Origin of the sequence: Pseudonocardia asaccharolytica DSM 44247 = NBRC 16224 (assembly GCF_000423625.1) — a bacterium.
GTDB classification, from domain to species: domain Bacteria; phylum Actinomycetota; class Actinomycetes; order Mycobacteriales; family Pseudonocardiaceae; genus Pseudonocardia; species Pseudonocardia asaccharolytica.
Genome location: NZ_AUII01000024.1, coordinates 15,525 through 36,457, shown reverse-complemented (window position 1 = coordinate 36,457; position 20,933 = coordinate 15,525). Strand labels below are relative to the sequence as shown.

General features: G+C 71.9%; 20 protein-coding genes. 7 read left to right on the top strand and 13 right to left on the bottom strand.

The features are described from left to right. Positions 1 to 52: 52 nt before the first annotated feature. Positions 53 to 2,416: a glycoside hydrolase family 65 protein gene (locus G567_RS0119630; RefSeq protein ID WP_028931324.1), complete on the bottom strand. Its 2,364-nt coding sequence runs from the start codon at positions 2,414 to 2,416 to the stop codon at positions 53 to 55. Then, positions 2,413 to 3,159 carry an HAD family hydrolase gene (locus G567_RS0119625; RefSeq protein WP_028931323.1) on the bottom strand — a complete coding sequence of 249 codons (747 nt, stop codon included), beginning with the start codon at positions 3,157 to 3,159 and terminating at the stop codon, positions 2,413 to 2,415. Before G567_RS0119625 ends, G567_RS0119630 begins: the two co-directional genes overlap by 4 nt. 308 nt (positions 3,160 to 3,467) lie before the next feature. Here G567_RS0119625 and G567_RS0119620 point away from each other — a divergent pair, with 308 nt between their 5' ends. After that, positions 3,468 to 3,857, top strand: coding sequence for a hypothetical protein (locus tag G567_RS0119620; protein WP_028931322.1), 390 nt, complete (start codon positions 3,468 to 3,470; stop codon positions 3,855 to 3,857). Between the two features lie 129 nt (positions 3,858 to 3,986). On the opposite strand, the gene G567_RS32315 is transcribed toward G567_RS0119620, so the two are convergent. Next, on the bottom strand, positions 3,987 to 5,495 hold the full coding sequence (locus tag G567_RS32315) for a histidine kinase (RefSeq protein WP_161631726.1): 1,509 nt from the start codon (positions 5,493 to 5,495) through the stop codon (positions 3,987 to 3,989). A 180-nt stretch (positions 5,496 to 5,675) separates the two neighbouring features. On the opposite strand from G567_RS32315, the gene G567_RS0119610 reads away from it, so the two are divergent. From G567_RS0119610 to G567_RS36720, 3 genes are all read left to right on the top strand, one after another. Continuing rightward, positions 5,676 to 8,216 carry a DEAD/DEAH box helicase gene (locus tag G567_RS0119610; RefSeq protein ID WP_028931321.1) on the top strand — a complete coding sequence of 847 codons (2,541 nt, stop codon included), beginning with the start codon at positions 5,676 to 5,678 and terminating at the stop codon, positions 8,214 to 8,216. 314 nt (positions 8,217 to 8,530) lie between these two features. Continuing rightward, the gene (locus G567_RS30005; RefSeq protein ID WP_245585715.1) at positions 8,531 to 9,142 is read left to right on the top strand and encodes a PadR family transcriptional regulator; all 612 of its coding nucleotides are present in this window, start codon (positions 8,531 to 8,533) and stop codon (positions 9,140 to 9,142) included. Positions 9,143 to 9,250: 108 nt separating this feature from the next. After that, positions 9,251 to 9,379 carry a hypothetical protein gene (locus G567_RS36720; RefSeq protein WP_261763864.1) on the top strand — a complete coding sequence of 43 codons (129 nt, stop codon included), beginning with the start codon at positions 9,251 to 9,253 and terminating at the stop codon, positions 9,377 to 9,379. Here the strand turns inward: G567_RS36720 and G567_RS0119595 are convergent. Both G567_RS0119595 and G567_RS30000 read right to left on the bottom strand, forming a co-directional pair. Continuing rightward, positions 9,376 to 10,233, bottom strand: coding sequence for an NAD(P)-dependent oxidoreductase (locus G567_RS0119595; RefSeq protein WP_028931320.1), 858 nt, complete (start codon positions 10,231 to 10,233; stop codon positions 9,376 to 9,378). The two genes, G567_RS36720 and G567_RS0119595, sit on opposite strands and share 4 nt — an antisense overlap. Before the next feature lie 49 nt (positions 10,234 to 10,282). Beyond that, positions 10,283 to 11,107 carry a metal-dependent hydrolase gene (locus G567_RS30000; RefSeq protein ID WP_161631725.1) on the bottom strand — a complete coding sequence of 275 codons (825 nt, stop codon included), beginning with the start codon at positions 11,105 to 11,107 and terminating at the stop codon, positions 10,283 to 10,285. Between the two features lie 80 nt (positions 11,108 to 11,187). Here G567_RS30000 and G567_RS29995 point away from each other — a divergent pair, with 80 nt between their 5' ends. Continuing rightward, positions 11,188 to 11,688 (top strand): aldolase/citrate lyase family protein, encoded by a 501-nt coding sequence (locus G567_RS29995; protein WP_051233317.1) that lies wholly within the window; start codon positions 11,188 to 11,190, stop codon positions 11,686 to 11,688. Here G567_RS29995 and G567_RS0119580 read toward each other — a convergent pair. The 7 genes from G567_RS0119580 to G567_RS0119550 are packed head-to-tail and all read right to left on the bottom strand — an operon-like array spanning position 11,662 to position 17,218. Beyond that, positions 11,662 to 12,723: an alcohol dehydrogenase catalytic domain-containing protein gene (locus tag G567_RS0119580; protein WP_028931319.1), complete on the bottom strand. Its 1,062-nt coding sequence runs from the start codon at positions 12,721 to 12,723 to the stop codon at positions 11,662 to 11,664. The genes G567_RS29995 and G567_RS0119580 overlap by 27 nt on opposite strands. A 22-nt stretch (positions 12,724 to 12,745) precedes the next feature. Continuing rightward, positions 12,746 to 13,747, bottom strand: a complete 1,002-nt coding sequence (locus tag G567_RS0119575; RefSeq protein ID WP_028931318.1) for a 2Fe-2S iron-sulfur cluster binding domain-containing protein — start codon at positions 13,745 to 13,747, stop codon at positions 12,746 to 12,748. Between the two features lie 9 nt (positions 13,748 to 13,756). Further along, positions 13,757 to 14,776, bottom strand: coding sequence for a ferritin family protein (locus tag G567_RS0119570; RefSeq protein WP_028931317.1), 1,020 nt, complete (start codon positions 14,774 to 14,776; stop codon positions 13,757 to 13,759). A 1-nt stretch (position 14,777) separates the two neighbouring features. Then, on the bottom strand, positions 14,778 to 15,080 hold the full coding sequence (locus G567_RS0119565; RefSeq protein WP_028931316.1) for an MmoB/DmpM family protein: 303 nt from the start codon (positions 15,078 to 15,080) through the stop codon (positions 14,778 to 14,780). Between the two features lie 13 nt (positions 15,081 to 15,093). Then, complete coding sequence (locus tag G567_RS0119560; protein WP_028931315.1) at positions 15,094 to 15,459, bottom strand: Rieske 2Fe-2S domain-containing protein; 366 nt, start codon at positions 15,457 to 15,459, stop codon at positions 15,094 to 15,096. Further along, positions 15,456 to 15,704 (bottom strand): toluene-4-monooxygenase system B family protein, encoded by a 249-nt coding sequence (locus G567_RS0119555; protein ID WP_028931314.1) that lies wholly within the window; start codon positions 15,702 to 15,704, stop codon positions 15,456 to 15,458. The genes G567_RS0119560 and G567_RS0119555 overlap by 4 nt, the downstream gene beginning before the upstream one ends. A 2-nt stretch (positions 15,705 to 15,706) precedes the next feature. Further along, complete coding sequence (locus G567_RS0119550) at positions 15,707 to 17,218, bottom strand: aromatic/alkene/methane monooxygenase hydroxylase/oxygenase subunit alpha (protein WP_028931313.1); 1,512 nt, start codon at positions 17,216 to 17,218, stop codon at positions 15,707 to 15,709. A 262-nt stretch (positions 17,219 to 17,480) separates the two neighbouring features. Between G567_RS0119550 and G567_RS0119545 the strand changes: the two genes are divergently transcribed. Together G567_RS0119545 and G567_RS0119540 are read left to right on the top strand one after the other, a co-directional pair. After that, positions 17,481 to 19,208 carry a helix-turn-helix domain-containing protein gene (locus tag G567_RS0119545; RefSeq protein WP_211223977.1) on the top strand — a complete coding sequence of 576 codons (1,728 nt, stop codon included), beginning with the start codon at positions 17,481 to 17,483 and terminating at the stop codon, positions 19,206 to 19,208. 49 nt (positions 19,209 to 19,257) lie between these two features. Beyond that, positions 19,258 to 19,857, top strand: a complete 600-nt coding sequence (locus G567_RS0119540) for an MEDS domain-containing protein (protein ID WP_211223976.1) — start codon at positions 19,258 to 19,260, stop codon at positions 19,855 to 19,857. A gap of 79 nt (positions 19,858 to 19,936) precedes the next feature. Here G567_RS0119540 and G567_RS29990 read toward each other — a convergent pair whose 3' ends face one another. Next, complete coding sequence (locus tag G567_RS29990; protein ID WP_051233315.1) at positions 19,937 to 20,902, bottom strand: YihY/virulence factor BrkB family protein; 966 nt, start codon at positions 20,900 to 20,902, stop codon at positions 19,937 to 19,939. Positions 20,903 to 20,933: the final 31 nt, after the last annotated feature.

Here is a 20,933-nt window from a genome sequence, read left to right as displayed (position 1 = left end):
TCGTGCGCGGTGAGTCTGCCCGAGCACGACCTACCGCGCACAGGAACGAAGCTCAGCCCGGATGGCGCTGCCGCGGCGCCCGACCGTACGGCTGCTCCACCGGCTCGACGACAGCCGGCGGCGGCATCGGCCGGATCACCGGGTCATCGGCCAGCGCGAGTGGCTCGTCGTGGTGGCGCAGGCGCATCGGCGGACCGCTGACCAGCCGGTACTCCGCCTCGTCCTTGGTGATCGTGACGCGCAGCTGCCGGCCCTGCCACTTCAGCCCGAACGAGATCCGGGAAAGGGCCGAGGGCAGCTGCGGTGCGAAGGAGATCCCATCGCGGTCCGAACGCATCCCACCGAAGCCGCTGACCACGGCGCTCCACGTGCCGGCCATCGACGCGATATGGATGCCGTTGCCGGTGTTTCCGGCCAGGTCGTTGAGGTCGATCAGCGCCGCCTCGGCAAGATAGTCGTAGGCGAGGTCGAGATGTCCCGTCCAGGCCGCGACGACCGCCTGCGTCGCCGCGGAGAGCGACGAGTCCCGCACCGTGATCGCCTCGTAGTAGGCGAAGTTGCGGGCCATCTGCTCGGGGCTGAACACCTCCGGACGCAGCTGCATGGCGAGCACCAGGTCGGCCTGCTTGATCACCTGCTTGCGGTACAGGTCGAAGTACGGGACGTTGAGCAACAGCGGGTACTTCTCCGGCGGTGTGTTCTCGAAGTCCCACCGCTGGTGGTCGGTGAACCCCTCCGCCTGCGGATGCACGCCGAGGCTCTCGTCGTACGGGATGCGCATCGCCCTCGCCGCGTCGCGCCAGCTCGCCATCTCCTCGGCGTTGACGCCCAGCCGCGCCGCCGCCCGTGGATACCGCGCGGCGACCTCGGCGGCGTAGCGCAGGTTCAGCTGCGCCATCAGGTTGGTGTAGGCGTTGTTGTCGACGATCGCGGTGTACTCGTCGGGGCCGGTGACCCCGTCGATGCGGAACTCGCCCGCCGAGTCGTGATGGCCGAGGGAGCGCCACAGCCGCGCCGTGTGCACCAGCAGCTCCAGGCCGACCTCGCACTCGAACGCGGTATCACCCGTCGCCGCGACGTGCCGGCGCACGGCGTCGGCGATATCGGCGTTGATGTGGAACGCCGCGGTGCCCGCCGGCCAGTACCCGGAGCATTCCTGCCCGCGGATGGTGCGCCACGGAAACGCCGCGCCGGCCAGCCCCAGCTGCTGAGCCCGCTCCATGGCCAGCGGCAGGATCGACTGCCGCCACCGCAGAGCATCGGCGGCGGCGTCCGGAGCGAGATGGGACAGCACCGGCAGGCAGAACGTCTCGGTGTCCCAGAAGGTGTGGCCGTCGTAGCCGTTGCCGGTGAGGCCCTTGGCCCCGATCGCCCTGCGCTCGGCGCGCGCCCCGGCCTGCAGCACGTGGAACGTGGCGACCCGGGCTGCCTGTTGCAGCTCGGCGTCGCCGTCGATCTCGATATCCGCGGTCGCCCAGAAGTCGTCGAGGAAGGAGCGCTGCTCGGCCACCAGGCCGTCCCACCCGGTGAACCGCGCCGCCGCCAGCGCCGCGCGCACCTGGTCGTGCACGGCGGGCAGCGACCGGCGCGCCGACCAGCCGTAGGCCAGGTACTTGACCACCCGCAGCTTCTCCCCCGGCTTCAGCCGGGTGATCACGGTGGTGCGGCCGATGTCCTCGGTGGCCTCCGAGGTGACCTTGACCCGCTCCGGGCCGTGCACCTCGTGGTCCATCGCGGCCGCCAGCCGCAGCCCGGACACCCGGGTCTGATGGACCAGCGTGGCGCCCGCCTCGCCGCTGCGGTGCTGCTCGGCGACGAGGGGTTCGGCCAGCGCCGCCTCGACGCGCGGGTCGCCGTCGTCGACGGCGGGCAGCTGTTCGTTCGCGACCAGCTCCGACTGCACGACCAGCAGCGCCGGTTCGTCCAACACCTCCACCTCGTAGCTGATCGCGGCGATCGCCCGCTGGGTCAGCGACACCAGTCGCTCGCTGTGCAGCCGGACCGCGCGCCCCGCGGGCGAGACCCACTCGACGTCGCGGGTCAGGATGCCCGCCTGCAGGTCCAGCGCCCGCTCGTGGCGGCGGAGCTCGCCGTAGCGCAGGTCGAACGGCTCGTCGTCGACGAGCAACCGGATGAGCTTGCCGTTGGTGACGTTGATGATCGTCTGACCGGACTCCGGGTACCCGTAGCCGCCCTCGGCATACGGCAGCGGGCGGCGCTCGTAGAGCGAGTTGAGATAGGTGCCCGGGATCGCGTGCGGCTCCCCCTCGTCGAGGTTGCCGCGCAATCCGATATGGCCGTTGGACAGGGCGAACACCGACTCCGTCTGCCCCATGGCATCCAGGTGCAGGACCGGTTCGCGCACGATCCACGGTTCGACGGTGAAGGGCCGCCCGGAGTCCGCCGCCGCCGTCATGAGGCCGCCACCAGCAGCTCCGCGAGGTCGTCGACGACGACATCGGCGCCGTGCGCGCGCAACGCGTCGGCCTGATCCAACCGGTTGACCCCGACCACGGACCCGAAACGGCCCGCGCGGCCGGCCTGGACCCCGGCCAGCGCATCCTCGAAGACGACGGCCGCGGCCGGCTCCACCCCCAGATCGGCCGCCGCCGCGAGGAACGTGTCCGGCGCCGGCTTGCCCTGCAGGCCACGCGCCTTGGCGACGACCCCGTCCACCCGATGGTCGATGTACTTTACCAGCCCGGCCGCGTCGAGGACCTGGCTCGCGTTCGCCGACGACGACACGACGGCGGTACGCAGCCCGGCGTCGCGGACCGCCTGGAGGTAGCGGACCGAGCCGGGGTAGACGTCCACCCCGTCGGCCTGGATCTTCACCTGCACCAGGTCGTTCTTGTGGGTCGACAGCCCGTAGATGGTCTCGGCGTCCGGCGGATCGTCCGGATCGCCCATGGGCAACTCGATGCCGCGGGAGCGCAGGAAGATCTCGGTGCCCTCCAGGCGGGGACGGCCGTCGACGTAGGGGCCGTAATCGGCCGAGACGTCGAATGGGCGGAACTCCTCGCGGCACCGGTCGGCCCGGGCGCGCAGGAACTCGTCGAACATCTGTTTCCAGGCCGCGGCATGCACGCTCGCGGTGTCGGTCAGGACGCCATCCAGGTCGAAGAGGCAGGCCCGGGTGCCATCGGGGAGGCCCAGCATGAGCGCACGGTAGCGGGTGTTCGATGCGGACCGCAGGGCAGGACTCCGATGACGGCGGGCGCCGCGCCATCGGACCGGCCGGGCGGGTTCGGGACCGCATCCGGCGAGCCGGCCCGTCGGCCGTTCGGAGGCATGGGGTCTTCCCCTTCGAGGCCTGTCCCGGATGAGGCGTGACGGGTGGGTGTGTCTTGTCGGTGGGTCCTGGGTTTCCGGTGCGTCGTGTCAATCTATGAATGACAACGGGTGTGGTGCCGGACGAATGCGCAGGGACCCTTCCCCTGGGCGGTGCGTCAATGTATGAACGACGTATGAAGTACGACGAAGCGAAGCGCTGGATGGAGCGGATGGGACCGTTCCCGGAACATCCGGGGCCGTCCCTGGCCGAACAGCTCGACCGGCTCAAGGAGCTGGCCAAGGCGGGCGAGCTGCCTCGCCGCGGCCCGGCCGCCTGGTACGCGCTCGTCCACGAGATGCGCAGGCTCGCCGACTACTACGAACGCGACCTCATCCGCGGTCTGCGCGCCGACGGGATGACCTGGCGGCAGGTGGCCGAGGCCGTCGAGGCGCAGCTGTCGAGCCGGCAGGCCGCCCACGCCAAGTGGAAGCGGCTGATCGACCCGCGCCGGCGCATCACGACCGGTGACATGCAGCGCGGCGGGCGGCGCAAGGAGCCCCCCGCGCTCTCGCCGGGCGAGTAACCCGGCCCGGCGGCGATCCCGACCCGGATACGTCCTCCATCCTGGTGCTGGACACGGTGTGGACCTGCGGCCGGTTCCTGGTCCGCCGCGCCGCTCGCCGCCGACGGGAACGGTACGGACCGGGCCCGTTCACGGGTCCGGCCCGGCGGCGCCGACGCGCAGCTCCCGCCGCTCCCCCATCCCCTCGTCGAGCACCGTGACGAGGCAGCCGGCGCCGTCGGCGGCGACCGTGACCACCAGGCTGCCGCCCTCCGGCCGTGGCTCGATGCGCCGCTGGACGATCTCCCGGACCACCGTGAGCACCGACGTCGGGCTGACCGGGACCTCCGCCAGCGCGGGCTCGACGGTGACGGCCGCGCGCAACCGCCGTCCGAACCGGGCCTGCTCGAGGTCGAGGTAGGCGCGCACCGACGCCAGCTCCGCCTCCAGCGGGATGGCGGCGTCGGCGGGCTGGTCCGCGGCCCGGGTGAGGTCGGCGAAGCCGAGCAGCAGCTCCCGGGCGCGGGTCGGATCGGTGCGCACGAGCGCCGCGATCGTGTTGAGGGCGTTGTAGACGAAGTGCTGCTCGAGCCGGCGGGTCCGGACCGTCTCGCCCGCAGCCCCGGCCTGCGGCTGCGGGACGGTCGCGGCACTCCCGCCGACGCGGGTGCGCGGCGCCGCCGGCCGGCCGGGACCTGCGGCCGGGACCTGCGGCGGGCCGGCGTCCGTCTCGCCGGCCTCAGCAACCTCGCCGAGATCACCGCGTTCATCGAGCCCGCGCCAGACCGGCAGCCGTAGCCGCCCGCCCGCTGTCCACTCGGTGAACTCGACGCATCCGACCAGCCGCGGCACCGCCCAGACGGCGTCTGCCGCGACCGGATCCGGCAGCGGCTCGGCGAACGGCGACGCCCCCGCCTGCAGCCCGGGTAGCAGCTCGGCGACGGCGTGATGGTCAGGGCCGGAGCCGAGCCCCACCCGACCGACGTAGCGCAGCCCGTCGTGCTCCGGCACGCCGAGCAGCAGCGCGGCCACCGACTCCGGGCGCCGCGGGTCGGCGGGACTCCAGCCGCCGACGACCACCCGCTGGATGCGGCACACCGGCACCCGCAGCCAGCTGCGGGTGCGCCGCCCCGGCTGGTAGGGGGCGTCGAGCCGCTTCGCGTAGATGACGTCCATACCGTAGCGCCGCGCCATCTGCAGCACCTGCCCGGCGTCGCCGGCCGGCCACGAGGGCGAGACCACGATCGGTTGCCGGGCGAGGCCGAGCCCCTCGATGAGGGCCCGGCGGCGGCCGTAGGGCAACGCGAGGGTGGACGCACCGTCGAGCCACAGCAGGTCGCTGACGAAGAAGCCGGCCGAGAGTTCGTCGAGCAGCGCCGCCCCGGGCCTGCCGGTGGCGGTGCGCCTGCGCAGCAGCCGAGCGCTCGGCAGGCCGGTGTCGTCGGGCACGACGATCGTGCCTTCGAGCACCATCCCCCGCCGCGGCGCGGTCGCCGCGAGCACCCGAAGCTCCGGGAACGACCCCGTCACCGGGAGGTCGCGCACCGTGAGCAGGCGGAGGTGGCCGGGACGGGCGTAGGCGATGCATCGCAGGCCCTCCCAGGCGAGCTCGACCGCCCAGCCCTGGCCGGTGGGGAGGGTGCCGGGAGCGGCACGCATGGCGGGCACGAAATCGGGCATACCGCCCGATCGGGCCCAGCAGATCACACACGCAGCGTAGTCAGCGGCCGCATCTCTTGCGGCCCTCGGTAGCCGTGCGGCGGCCGCGGAGGGACGAGCGGCCCGGTGCCGGGCCCCGCGGGCGCCGGGCAGGCGGTGAGGGGGGACGATCGGCAGACCATGACGCGCACGCTCACCGACCGGTTGCCCTCCCCCTTCGACGCCGACGCGCTCGTCGAGACCTTCGCCGACTGGGCCTTCACCGAGCAGGGCCTTTCGCTGTACCCGGCGCAGGACGAGGCGCTGCTGGAGCTCGTCACGGGCAGCAACGTCATCCTCTCCACCCCGACGGGCTCGGGAAAGTCGCTGGTCGCGATCGCGGCGCACGCGATCTCCCTGGCCCGCGGCGAGCGCACCTTCTACACGGCGCCGATCAAGGCGCTGGTGAGCGAGAAGTTCTTCGCGCTCATCGAGGTGTTCGGTGCGGACAACGTCGGCATGCTCACCGGGGACGCCGCGGTGAACGAGACCGCGCCGATCATCTGCTGCACGGCGGAGATCCTGGCGAACATCGCGCTGCGCTCCGGGCGGGGCGCCGACGTCGGCAGCGTCGTCATGGACGAGTTCCACTACTACGCCGATCCCGACCGCGGCTGGGCCTGGCAGGTGCCGCTGATCGAGCTTCCGCAGGCACAGTTCCTGCTGATGAGCGCGACCCTGGGCGACGTCTCCTTCTTCCGCGACGACCTCACCCGGCGGACCGGCCGGGCCACCGCGGTGATCACCTCGGCGCAGCGGCCGGTGCCGCTGTACTTCCGCTACGCGCTCACCCCGCTGCACGAGACGATCGCCGAGCTGCTGGCCACCCACGAGGCGCCGGTGTACGTCGTGCACTTCACGCAGGCCTCGGCGGTCGAACGGGCGCAGGCTCTGATGAGCGTCAACGTGTCGTCGAAACAGGACAAGCAGGCGATCGCCGACCTGATCGGGGGCTTCCGGTTCACCGCCGGGTTCGGCAAGACGCTCTCCCGGCTGGTGCGCCACGGGATCGGCGTGCACCACGCGGGGATGCTGCCCCGCTACCGGCGGCTGGTGGAGACGCTGGCGCAGGCCGGGCTGCTCAAGGTCATCTGCGGTACCGACACCCTCGGCGTCGGGATCAACGTGCCGATCCGCACGGTGCTGTTCACCGCGCTGTCGAAGTACGACGGGGTGCGCACCCGCGGCCTGCGGGCGCGCGAGTTCCACCAGATCGCCGGGCGGGCCGGCCGGGCGGGCTACGACACCGTCGGCACCGTCGTCGCGCAGGCCCCCGAGCACGAGGTGGAGAACGCCAAGGCGCTCGCGAAGGCGGGCGACGATCCCCGCAGGCGCCGCCGGGTGGTGCGCAAGCAGCCGCCGGAGGGGTTCGTCGGCTGGTCGGAGAAGTCCTACGAGCGGCTGCAGAACGCCCAGCCCGAGCCGCTGACCAGCCATTTCGTGGTAACCCACGCGATGCTGCTCAACGTCATCTCCCGGCCCGGCGACCCGTTCGCCGCGATGCGTCACCTGCTGGAGGACAACCACGAGCCCCGCGAGCGGCAGCGCCGCCACATCCGCCGGGCGATCGCGATCTACCGGGCGCTGCGCACCGCGGGCGTCGTCGAGGAGTTCCCCGACCCCGATGCGGAGGGCCGCCGGGTGCGTATCGTCGGCGACCTGCAGCTCGACTTCGCGCTCAACCAGCCGCTGTCCCCCTTCGCGCTGGCCGCGATCGAGCTGCTCGACCGGGCCTCGCCCGACTACCCGATGGACGTCGTCTCGGTCGTCGAGGCGACGCTCGACGACCCTCGCGCCGTGCTGTACGCGCAGCAGAACAAGGCCCGCGGCGAGGCCGTCGCCGCGATGAAGGCCGAGGGGATCGAGTACGAGGAGCGCATGGTGCTGCTCGAGGACGTCATCTATCCGAAACCCCTCGAGGAGCTGCTCGACGCCGCGCTGGAGACCTACCGGCGCGGCCATCCGTGGGTGGAGGATGCGCGGCTGTCGCCGAAGTCGGTCGTGCGGGACATGTTCACCCGCTCCATGACGTTTGCCGAGTACGTCTCGCACTACCAGCTCGCCCGCTCGGAGGGGCTGGTGCTGCGCTATCTCGCCGACGCCTACCGGGCGCTGCGCCAGACCGTGCCCGACGAGGCCAAGACCGAGGAGCTCGCCGACGTCATCGAATGGCTCGGCGAGCTCGTCCGCCAGGTCGACTCCAGCCTGCTCGACGAGTGGGAGGCGCTCGCGGCGGGCGCGGGCGCGGGCGAGCAGGCGCATCCGCCCGCTCTCGACGAGGGGCCCGCGGGTGTCACCCGCAACACCCGGGCGTTCCGGGTGCTGGTGCGCAACGCGATGTTCCGCCGCGTCGAGCTCGCGGCGCTGAACCGATGGGACGCCCTGAGCGAGCTCGACGCCGAGGCCGGTTGGGACGCGGCGGCCTGGCGCGCGGCGCTGGAGCCGTACTTCGCCGAGCACGGGCGCGACGACTCGGCCATCGGCACCGGCCCCAACGCGCGCGGCCCGCACCTCGTCACGATCAGCGAGGAACCGGAGCGCTGGCTCGTCCGGCAGGTGTTCGACGACCCGGCGGGCGACCACGACTGGGCGATCAGCGCGGAGGTCGACCTCGCGGCGTCCGACGAGGGGGGCGCCCCGGTCGTCTGGGTGACGACGGTGGAGCCACTCGGCGGCCACTGATCCCCCTCGCCCCTCCTCTCACCCGTCGACGAGGGGGTGGGGCGCTGCTCGATGAGCCGCTCCACCCCGTCGAGCAGGCGCCCGAGACCGTAGGCGAACTGGGTGTCACGGTCGGCGGCGGGATCGTCGGTGGACTCCAACGCCCCGCTGCGGTCGGGCTGGTGCACCGACGATCCGTCAATGATTGGGGGACGTGTAGGGAAGGACGGTGGGGTCCTTCCCGCCGTCCGTGACGATGGATCGCTCGCGTTCCCGCTGAAGAGTGGTCGATGAACGCCCTTCCGTCACGCTCGGCCACCGATACGATCGGATCCGTGAGCGCCGCCCGGTTGTCCGCGACGTCCTACGTTGTGCTTGGCATGATCGCGCTTCGCGGCCCCTCGACGCCGTACGACCTCAAGCGCATGGTCGGGGACTCGGTCGGCTATTTCTGGCACTTCCCGCACGCGCAGCTGTACTCCGAACCCGCCCGGCTGGCCACGCTCGGCCTGCTGGGCGTGACGACCGAGGACATCGGGCGGCGGCGCAAGACCTACTCGCTGACCGACGCCGGGCGGGCGACGCTGGAGGTCTGGCTCGCCGCCCCGACCCACGACCACTTCCAGATACGCGACATCGCGGAGCTGAAGCTGTTCTTCGGCTGCGCCGGCGACCCCGCCAACATCGCCGCGCTCGCCCACGAGCAGATCAAGCGGCATCAGGATCGGATCGCGGTCTACGAGGGGATGCAGGAGCGACTCGGTGGCGATCCCGACGGCCCCGGCGCCCGCCCGCGGATGCTGACCCTGGAACTCGGCCTGGAGATCGAGTACGCGGCGCTGCGGTTCTGGACCGCGCTCGCCGATGACGATCTGGGCCGGCTGCGCCACGCTCGCCGGGCCGGCCAGAACGGCGAGCCCAGAGACGGCACGTTCAGCGCAACCTGACGTACTGAATGGATCACACTTTTGAGTGACATTCCCGCAAGAGACACGACTCTGGTGGGCGACGCAGCCACGCTGGGCGACAGATCACCACATCTAAGGAGCCCGTCCATGAACCACACTCGACTGGTGTCGGCGGCCCTGCTCAGCACGCTCGTCGCGGCGCTGGCCCTCGGGTGGGCGGCGCCCGGGAAGGCAGGCCCGATGGCCAACCGCGGCTGGAACAGCGGCTCGAACTAGGTCGCGGCGGGCTGAGACCAGCCCGGCAGTGACCCGTCGGACGCGCGACGGTAGATCTCCGCGGCGGCCCGGGAGAAGCCGTCGGGCAGGCCCAGCGCCGCGATCGCCTCGGCGGCCTCGTCCATCTCACCGGCCCAGCGCCACGCCTTGGCCCCCGCGCGCCGGGTCACCCCGTCGAGCTCGGCGTCGAGATCGACGCCGGTCCGGGCGAGCTCGCCGCGCAACGCCTCGTCCACCCCGAACCGGCGCGCGGCGGCCGCGAGCTCCAGCCAGATCGCCGGGAGCGCCTTGCTCTGCAACGCGAAGCACGCCTTGAGCGCGCTCGCGGTGCCGAGCTCGGGACCGAGCACCCGGGCCTCGAACGGCGAGCCCGCGAACAGCTCCGCGATCACGCCCGCCGCCCCGCCGGACAGCCACAGCACCGAATGTCCCCGCTCCCACGCCGGCGGGCCGATCACCGCACCGTCGACGACCTTCTCCGCGCCCAGCGACGCCCCGATCTCGCGCACGGTGGCCGGGGACACCGCATTGGCCTCGACGAGCAGCGGCGGATCCGGACGCCCCACGACGGCCGCGGCGACCTGCTCGGCGACGTCCCGAGCCGCGTGCGGCGGGCAGATCGAGACGATCATGTCGGAACGGCGGGCCAGCTCGCCGAGATCGGGGACGCCCACCAGGTCGGCCAGTTCGGCGCGCTTGGACGTTCCCTGGCTGCGGCCCGCCGCCGCCCAGATCACCGCGCCCGCCACCGGTTTGAGCGCGGCTCCGAGGGCCGCGCCCATCGCCCCGGGATGGAGGATGCCGATCACCGGGCGGGCAGGCAGCGCGTGGTGCACGCCCGCATCATCGCCCATCCCCCGGACCCGCCTCGACGGGTGGGGGCGTCAGCCCCGCCGGTCGATCTCAGTGCGGCAGCAACTGCCCGACGTGCGCACCGATCCGCAGGACCAGCGGCAACACCCCCGGCACGACGAGCACCACCAGTACCAGCACGCCGACCGTGAGCGCCGGCGCCACGAGCATCGTCTCGACCCGCCCACCCGCGCGGAACCGCAGCGGCCGCGGGGTGCCGACCGGGTACCAGCGGCGGCGCCGGATGGTCAGCGGCCACAGCAGCGGCGCGCCGGACTCGGTGACCGCGTCGCCGACGGCGTGCACCAGCATGCCGAGGGTCACGGCCGCGCCGAGCCACCCGGCCGTCCCGGCGGTGCCGCCGGGCACCCACACCTCGACGGCGTAGGTGAGCCCCGCCGCGATCACCAGCGACGGTGGCCCGGGGACGAGCGCGTCGAGGCCCTTGATCGCCAGCGCCAGACAGACGAACAGGGTGCCCACCAGCACCGGCGTGCCCCAGCGCGCCGAGGCGAGGTTCACCAGCACCCCGATCAGCACGGCGCACAGCGCGGTGTGGGTGAGGCCGCGGTGGGTGCCGCGACCGGTGTCGCGGGACGCCCGGGTGGCCCGGTAGAGCAGCGCGGACAGCGGGCGCACCACCCGGCTGGCGACCATCGACGCCCAGGAGAACCGGCGGGTGACCGTCGAGCTCGGGTGGTCGAGGTCGGGCAGCAGCGCCGCACCCGCGCAGACCGCGGAGAAGGTGAGCACGCTGCCCGCGGTGGCCGGCACCTCGACCAGCCACGACCCGAAGCCCGCGACCGCCAGACCCAGCGCCGCACCCGACAGGGCATGACTGACCCCGAGCACCCGTGCCCCCCTGCTCCCCACCACCGACCGACGATCGAGCCTAGGCGAGGACACGCCCGCGCCTCGACAGGCGCGCGGGCCGCAGATCGGGCAGGCTGGGTGGGGTGGAGGGCACCGACCTCGCGGCACGGCTCGGCGACGACCTCGTGGGCGGGTGGATGCAGTTGCCCGGCTCGGGGACGGCCGAGCTCATGGGGTCGATCGGTTTCGGGTTCGCGTGCATCGACACCCAGCACGGCCTGATCGGCGAGGACGCGCTGCTCGCGATGCTGCAGGCGCTCACCGCGATCGTGACACCGGCGCTGGTGCGGGTCGCGTCGAACTCCCCGGCCGTGATCTGCAAGGCGCTCGACCGGGGTGCGGACGGCGTGGTCGTCCCACTGGTCGACTCCGCCGCCGAGGCCAGGGCGGCGGTGGAGGCATGCCGGTTCCCGCCGGCCAGCTCGCGCAGCTTCGGTCCGGTGCGGGCCGGGTGGCGGTCGCGCCTGGCGCCGCAGCCCCCGGAGCCGCTCTGCATCGTCATGATCGAGACGGTGGCGGCGGCCGAGCACCTGGCGGCCAGCCGGGCGCGCCGCGGCCTACACGCGGACCAGCATCTTCACTAAGCCCCCGCGGCGTCCGGCGAACGCCGCTGCTGCTGACGGCAGCCCATCCAGATCCACCTCGTGGGAGACCACCGTGGTGGGGTCGATCACCTTCTTGGCCACCATCTGCATCGCCTTCCACTGCGCCGTCTTGGCGTTCGCGAACCCGTTGAGGCGGATCTGCAGGTTCTTGAAGTACATGTCGAACAGCGAGACGGGGTGCGCCTGCTCCAGGTAGACGCCGCCCCCGCTGATCACGGCGCCGGGCCGACTGATCGACACGGCCAGGTTGAACGCGTCTCCGCGCCCGGCGAACTCGATCACCTTGTCCACGCCGCGGCCGGACGTCGCCTCGGCGACCAGGCCGTCCAGCTCGGCGGACTCGACGTCGACGGGTCGTGCGCCCAGCTCCTTCGCCCGCACGAGACGCTCCGGCACCCGGTCGAACGCGAGGATCTCCTGACCGGTCCGCTGCCGGGCCAGCTCCAGGGCCAGCAGACCGGTCGGCCCGCAGCCGACGACGGCAACGGTGTCCGTGGGCTCGATCGCGGCCGCGTCGACGGCGGTGACCGCCGCCGGGAGGTTGCAGGACAGGAAGATCGCTGCCTCGTCGCCGATCTCCGGCGGTACGTGCTCGAGATGACCGTCCGCCAGTGGAACCCGGACGTACTCGGCCTGGCTGCCGCCCAGGTCGCCGAACGCCATCCCGAAGCCGTAGATCGCCTTGCCGGACGTCTCGCAGTGCGCCGTCTGGCCCACCCGGCAGCAGAAGCAGGTGCCGCAGCTGACGGAGTAGGGGAAGGTGACCCGGTCTCCGACGGCGAAGCGGCCCACGGCGCCGCCGACCTCGACGACCTCCGCACACACCTCATGTCCGAGCGTCGTCCGTCCCGGGGTGACCATGTGCTCGACCTCGCCGTTGAACAGATAGAGGTCCGAGCCGCACATCGACGCGGTGCGGGTCTTGACGATCACATCGCCCGGGTCCTGGATGCGTGGGGCCTCGACGTCGTCGATCCGGATGTCTCCCGGACCGTGGTACACCGCTGCGCGCATCGTTGCTCACCTTTCTGGCTTCTCATCCGAAGCGGTCGTAGTGGATTCGGGTCAGCTCGACGCCGCGCGCCCGCAGGTGGGCGAGCACGGCGTCGACCATCGGGGGTGGGCCGGCGAGGTAGTGGTCGGCGGTCTCGGGTGCCGGGAGGTGCTCGGCGAGGGCGTCGGTGACCAGGCCGTTTGTGCCGGGCCAGCCGTTCTCGGGGCTCGTCAGCGCGCCGTGCAGGCTGCCGCCGGGCAACCCGTGGACGAGATGTTCGACCTCGTCCCAGCAGACCAGCTCGGGGCGCGAGCCGGCCCCGTAGAAGACCAGGACGGGGCGTGGGTCCACCGCGGCGTGCAGCTGCCGCAGCAGGGCCAGCACCGCGGAGATCCCGACACCCCCGGCGATCAGGACCACCGGACGTGCGCCTGGACGCAGCCACATGTCGCCGTAGGGCAGCTCCAGCTCGACCGTGGCACCCAGCGGCAGGGAATGCAGCCGCTCGCTGCCGGCCCGCCCCGGATAGCGCTTCGTCACGAACTCGACGAGGGGCGACCCCGACCGGCTGGACATCGAGTAGCAGCGCCGCAACCCGTCCCCGAAATCCAGGATCGCGTACTGGCCCTCCCGGAAGTCGGCCGCCCGCTCCAGCCGGAAGACGAACCGGCGGATGTCCGGGCCGAGCTCGTCCCGTCCGACCAGCTCACCGGTGTGGTCCGCGGTCGGGCGCTCGGCCGGTGTCTCCGACCTGACCATCAAGCCGACCGCGAGCGGCTTGATGGTCAGGTCGGAGCGCGGCGTGGACTGACAGGTCAGGATGCGCCGGCGGCGCGCGTCGCGCGGGGTGACGGCCGGAGCGTCCGGGAACAGCAGGCCGACCTCGCCCTCGACGAGGGTGACCTTGCACAACGCGCAGCTGCCCCAGCCGCACTCGAACGGGAGCCACACCCCGGCGCGCCGGGCCGCGCCGAGGATCCGCTCCCCCGCCCCCGCCTCGAACGTCGGGCCGCCCCCCGCGACGGTGACCGCGTACCTGTTCATGGCTGCCGGCTACAGCCCGCACGTCGTCCGCAGCTGCGCCAGCTGGGCACGGACCGCGCTCGCGACGTCGGCGGCCGGGATCGGTTCCGGCGCCTTCTCGAACAGCGGCGCGAGCCCGTCACAGGCGCGCTCGGCCGACGGGGTCCAGACGTCGAGCCAGCCGGTCACCACGCCGCGCAGGCCCGGGTCACGGGTCAGCGCGTAGTCGACCAGCGCCGCCGACCACTCCCTGCTGCGTCGGGCGTCCCGCTCGAACTCGGAGAACAGCAGGGACAGGAACACGTCGCCGTTGCGGTCGGCGAGCTCGCCGAGCTGCCAGTCGATGAGCGTGTCGAGCGCCGGCTTCACCGCCAGGTTCAGCCCGACGAACGCCTCGCCCCAGTCGTAGGTGACCAGCAGCCGCTCGACGGTCTCGCGCAGCGGCTGCCATTCGCCGCCTTCCGCCCAGGGATCGTGGGCGGCGGCCGTGGTGGCGATGTGGTCGCCGTGGGTGTTGCCGAGAACCTTGGTCCAGTACGCCAGGCGCTGGATGCGGCGCATCTCGTCGGCGGCCTGGAACGACGCCGGGTTCGTGATGAACGACGAGGGGGCCATCTGGCCGACGTACAAGCTGATCATCTGCAGGGCGTGCAGCGGGAAGCGCAGGGGGACGAACAGCCGGCGGAGGGTCTCGACCCACCCCTCGTCGAGCCGGGCCGTGACGTCCGCGACCTCGTACTGGTCGACCAGCCCGTCGAGGTAGAGCTCCCGCTCGTGCTGCAGCGAGACGTAGTCCTTGTAGGTCAGTTTGAAGGGGTCCCGGAAGTCCTCCCAGTCGTCGACCTGGAACGGCGAGTTCTCCCGGTGCCGCAGGTACCAGCGGTTGAGCGACATCTCCGGGTCGAGCTCGAACGGGGCCGGGTCGCGCCGGAAATGGTAGTGGAACTTCGCCGTGACGGCCTCGTAGGGGGTCACCTTGCGGCGGACGTCCCCCAGCAGGCTCCACGTCCTGGCCCGGCGGCGGGCGCCGGTGCTCGTAGCGGGAGTCATCTCAGTCCTCTCGGTCCAGGTACCAGACGATCTCGTCGTCGGTGAGGTTCATCCGCCCCGCGAAGGCGGACAGGGACGGCTCGAGCTGGGCGAGCGGGAACGGGCGCCCGAGCGCCTCTTCCAGGCTGGTCTGGGTGAGCCGGCAGCGCTGCGGGACGCTGACCCGGATGTAGCCGCCCCGGTCGTCGACGTGTACCTGCGCGCCGGGGTTGTCGATCTCGACGGCCTCGATCACCGCCTCGGCGAGGTCGGCGTCCATCCCGCGCACCACGGGGCCGACCATCTTGACGTGCCTGTCGGTCATCACTTTCGTCCTCTCACGTGCCGGGGCAGCGGTTGTAGTGCCGTTCGCCGTCCTGGGGGAGGCCGACCCGGACCGCCGCACCGTCGGTCCGCACCGGGTAGCGGTAGAGGCGGCAACCGGACGGGTTGATCCCGCTCCCCGAGGTCAGGTCGAACTCCCAGTGGTGGCCGCCGCACAGCAGCACGTTGGTCTCCTCGTCCCACTTCCCGTCGGCGAGGAGCACCTCCTGGTGCGGGCAGATGCCCTGGTAGGCCCGGATCGCCCCGTCGAGCAGGTGGACGAGCAGTACGGGTTCGCCCTCGAGCTCGACGTCGAGGATCTCGCCCTGCCACAGCTCGTCGAGGGTGGCGGCCTCCACCCAGCGGATCTGGTCGGTCATGACGGGTGCACGACCTCGAGCACGTCGAGCGGGGCGACCCCGGCGTCGACCACGGTGGTGTCCGCGGCCAGCACCCTGCCGTTGTGCCGGACCACCATCGGCCTGTCGTTCTCGGGCACCCGCCGGTTCACCGCGTGGTGCGCGATCTTCTCCGCGACCGTCGTCATCGGGTCCTCGGTGTCGACCGGGACGAGCACGACGACGAAGTCGCCTTCGGTGATTCCCTGCACCGGGAACGGCGCCATGATCATGCACCCCTCGTCAGCACGGTTCCGTTCGCGAACGCCCATGAGCAGTCGGTGGCGTCCCGGCCCATCTCCTCCGGGGACAGGCCCATGTAGGCCAGGGCGCCGGGGACCGTGGGCGGCTGGATCTGGCCGGCCAGGAACCGGTCGATGATCGACATGTGGCCCTGGAACCTGCCCGGGTTCTGCTCGAAGATCCACTTGCACGGCTGCGAGCAGAAGGTGTAACGGCGGCCGGCGTGGTCGTGGACGAGCGGAACCGGGCTGTCCAGATGACCGGCCGCGTGGCCCGCCGGATTGCACAGCGGGATCTGGCACATGTTGCACACCATCGGGAAGGTCTCGGGCAGCGTCAGTTCCGGCCTGCCGTTGCGCACGTTCTCGGCGATGACGTCCCAGTACCTGCCGAACGTGTCGTTCCAGCCGGGGTACTTCTCCTCCAGCCACTCCCGCTCCGCGGGCGAGACACCGCCGTCGGGGTTCCACCACACGGTCGGCCGCCAGAACCAGACGCCCAGGTGCAGCGCGTGGTGGTACCAGTTGGTCTCCTTGAGGAAGTCCTCCCAGTACCACGACGGCTCCAGGCCGAAGTCGCGGAACTGGTCGAGGAACTGCTTGACGATCCACTCGTCCATGAACTCCTTGAACGAGTGCGAGCGGTGCTCCAGCGGGGTGTAGTAGTCCATCGACAGGCCGGTCAGCAGCGCGAAGACGTGCCAGGACCGCCAGAACATGTGGTCGACGAGCTTCTGGGCGTAGTCCTTGTGGCCGTGCTCGATGAGGAGCTTCATCGTCGGCTCGCCCTGCTGCGAGTGCCGGGCCTCGTCGGTCTGGATCGACGAGATGAGCGCACCGAAGTCGATGTCGCCGACCTCCATCGCATCCGCGGCCATGCCGAGGAACTGCAGGTTCGTGAACCCCGTCTCGAATGTGAAGGTCAGCTGGATGGCCGTGGAGACCGCGTCGTTGGCGGTGAACATGTCGTCGAACAGGTGGCGGGCCGCGATCGCGCCCCACTCGTTGGTGTGGAACGTCTTGTGCGCCCAGTCGGCCCGCGGCTCGCGATCCAGCAGCCCGTAGGGGAAGTAGGTCTGGATCTGGCCGTGGCGGATCTCGTCCAGCGTGCCGTACAGGGCCATGTTGCGCCACGCGGCCGCGCGCCCGAACCGGCCCATCCGCGACTCGCCGATGCTGGCCAGGTACTCGGCGGCGGCGATCGCCCCGTAGTGGGCGAGGATCGCCGACTTCCAGCCCTCGTCCAACTGCGAGAACATCTTCGACCGCGCGACGACGGAGTTCACCGCGTAGACGGACGCGTCCTTGCCGGCCTGGTTGTGTACGTACTCGCGATAGCTGACCTTGTAGGGCTCGTCCCAGCCCCACCAGGCCTCCATCGGAATGCCCTTCGCGGTGGAGAGCTCATCCGGCCATGCGTCGGACTCCTCGACGTAGGAGACCTTCCAGTTCATGTCCCTGGCCAGGTCGTACCACTCGGAACGGGCGAGACGGGGCATCGGTCCTCCCGGGAATCGACTCCGCCCGGCCGCCTCGCCGGCGCGGAGAGTGGCACGAGAGTGGCGGGCGTCGCGACGGGCGCGCTACGCCCTGGCGGGGCCGAAGACGCCCCCGGGTTGGCCCTCCGAAGGCCAACTCTGCCGTCCGACTGACGGAATGCTGCTGGTCGGACCCCCATCGAGCGGAGGGCGTCGCCCTGCACGGTCTAGGCCGATCGCCGCATCCGGGGCAGAATCGACACCGGAGGTGGCGGTGGAACCGGTGAGCGCGATCCCGAGCGCCGTCCCCGCGGGACCCGACGCCGAATCGCTCGGGCTGCGCGACCAGCTGTCCAGCCTGCAGGGCCTGCTCGTGCTCGCGATGTTGATGACGGGGCATGGCGACGCGGAGCAGATCCTGCGGCTGGCCGGGAATGCGGTCACCTCACTGGGACGCTGCCGGCTGGAGGGCGTGCACCTTTCCGACATCGGCTGGCGAGCGGCAGTGGGCGCGTGCACGCGCCCGGAGGTCAGAGCTGCCCTGGAGGAACGGTGTGCGCGCCTCAGCTCGGGCGGCGCGGTGGAGATCGCGGACGCGGGTTGGGCATGGGCGTTCGCGCTGCGCAGCCTGCAGGGCAACTTCGGTCATCTCATCGTGACCGCCGCGGCGCAGCCGTCACATTCGCAGCTGTTCCTGCTGCGGGTGCTGGTGCAGCAGACCGGCGTCGCGCTGGCCAACGCGGATCTGCACGCACGCGAGCGGGCGTCGGGGGAGCAACTGCGCACGACCAATGCGGTGCTCGCGGATCTGGTCGACGCGCTCGAGCGCAAGAGCGCGATCCATGATCGGCTCACCCGGGCCGCGCTCGCCGGCGAGGGCCCCGAGGGCATCGCCCGCGCCGTCCATGAGCTCACCGGCTTTCCGGTGGCGGTCGAGGATCGGTACGGCAACCTGACGGCCTGGGCCGGGCCCGACCGCGCCGAGCGGTACCCCAAGGCCGCCCCGGCCGCGCGGGAGGCGCTGCTGTCGCAGATCCTGCAGGAGGGCCGACCGGTGCGCGACGGCGGCCGCGTCCTGGCCGTCGCCAATCCCCGCGACGACGTGCTCGGCGTCCTCGCGCTCGCCGATCCCGCCGGGCGGGCCGGCGAGCAGGAGCTGGTGGCGCTGGAGCACGGGGCCACGGTGCTGGCCGTGGAGCTGGCCCGCCTCCGCAGCCTCGCCGAGACCGAGCTGCGGCTGAGCCGCGACATCATCGACGAGCTGCTGCTCGGCACCGAGGACCCCGCAACGCTCGCCCGGGCCCGCGCGCTCGGCTACGACCTGGAGCGGCCCTACCGCGTCCTCGTCGTGGAAGGACCGAAGTCGGGCGAGGACGACGCCCTCCTGCATGCCGTCCGGCGTGCCGCCCGCGACCTCGGCGTCGGGTCGCTCGTGGTGTCCCGGGCCGGAGCCGTCGTCGTGCTGGCCGATGCGGAGACGTCCTGGGACGCGTTCCGGGCCGCGGTCGTCCGCGGGCTCGGTGGCCGGCGCTGCCGGATCGGCGCGGGGAGCCGCGCCGACGACCGCTCGGGTGTCCCCCGCTCGTACCGGGAGGCGTGCCTCGCGCTGCGGCTGCACCCGCTGGCCCACGGCGACGATCGGGTCATCGAGTACGACGAGCTCGGCGTCTACCAGCTGCTGGCCGAGGTCGAGAACCTGTCCGGGGTCGAGCGGTACGTCCGCCGGTGGCTGGGCACGCTGCTGGACTACGACACGCGCCGGCGCTCCGAGCTGGTCAGGACGGTGAGCCGCTTCCTCGAGTGCGGCGGCGCCTACGACGCCACCGCCGCCGCGCTGGCCGTCGGCCGCAGCACCCTTCGGTACCGCCTGCAGCGCATCCGCGACATCTCGGGCCACGACCTCGCCGATCCCGACACCCGGTTCAACCTCCAGCTGGCCACCCGCGCGTGGTACACCCTGCGGGCACTGCATGCGGAACCGACGGCGCGCCACCCCGCGAGGAGCGGGTAGTCTGCGAGCCACCCGTTCCCGGCGATCGACGACACACAGGAGTGCGCTGGTGACCGGACCCGTCGCGGTCGGCATCCCGGGGCTGTCCCTCGCCCCGGGCGATCACGTGTGCGGCTTCTACAGCGGCACCGACGAGCGAGACGCGATCCTGCTCCCCTTCCTGCGCGAGGGGCTCCACGCCGGGGACAAGTGCGTCTGCATCCTCGACGGCACCGACCCGAACCAGCTCCGGTCCGCACTGGATGTGGACGAGGTCGATGGACCCGGGCCCGAGCTCGACCTGCGCTGCTCGCTGGACACGTACTTCACATCGGGTGCCTTCAGCGCCGAACGGATGCTCGCGTTCTGGATGCGGCTCCTGGCCGATGCGACGGCCGGCGGCAGCCCCCTGGTCCGGATCATCTGCGAGATGAGCTGGGCGCTGCGCGACCTCCCCGGGGTCGAGGAACTGATCGCCTACGAGTCCGAGTACAACCGCTACGCCGACCGCTACCCACAGGTCGTCATCTGCATGTACGACCTCGACCGGTTCGGTGGCGCGATCTTGATGGACATCCTGAAGACCCATCCGAAGGTGATGGCCAGCGGGATGATCTACGACAACCCCTACTACATCGAGCCCGCCGAGTTCCTCGCCACGCGCCGGTGACCCCGGCGCCCAGGCGCGCCATGGCTCCATAACGTCGCTACGCACCGGCCCCGGACCGCGTTATGGCTCCATAACGCGCTCAGCCGCGGCGCCCAGCCCTGCGCCGATCGCGCAACCGGGCCGGCCACACCGCCTGGATCGACGCGTTGAGGTGCGCCCCCAGCACGATGGCCAGCCCGATGAAGAACGCCGCGAGCAGGAAGGCGATCGGGGCGGCCAGCGCACCGTAGGTGAACCCCGTCGTGGTCAGCCAGTTGATGTAGATCCGCAGCCCGGTCGCCCCCGCCAGGAACACGACCGCGGCCAGCAGCGCGCCGGGAAGCCCGCGCCACCACGGCGGTTTCGCTGGCAGCGCCACCTTGTACAGGGTGGTGAGCGCCAGCACGAGCAGGGTGCCGAGCACCGGGTAGTAGAGGAGGCCGATGAGGCTCACCGCGGTGGGCCGCCAGGACGAGGGCAGCAGTTGCGGCAGCAGGTCCGGACCCAGGGCGAGCACCGGCAGCGCGATGATGCCCGCGACCAGCCCGACCAGATACAGCAGCAGCGCCAGGGTCCGCTGCCAGACCGGGTTGCGGTGGCCGTACTGGTCGTGGGCGCGGGTGATCGCGTCGACGAACGACGACATGGCCGACGACCCCGACCACAGCGAGATGAGGAAGCCCACCGAGACGAGCTCGCTGCGGCCGGTCGAGAGCATCTCCTCGACGGTCGGGGCGATGATCTGGTCGACGACGTTGCGGCTGAACACCCCGCTGGTCCAGGTGATGATCCGATCCTGCACGACCTCGACCGTGTCCGGGCCGAACCAGCCGCCGATATAGCCGAGCGCCCCCAGCAGCCCCAGCAGCAGCGGCGGCAGCGAGAGCGTCTGCCAGAACGCGGCGGCCGCCGCCTCGGAGAAGATGTTGTCGTCCCACGCGCGGGTGAGGGTCCGCACCACGAGGGCGCGGACCGGTCTTCGCCGACCCCGCGCCGGCAGCTCGCGGGCCGGGGGTTCGCGGGCCGGGGCGTTCTCGGGCTGCGGGTGAGCCGATCCGGCGGTCATCCCCTCCAGGATGCGCCTTTCCCACCGGATC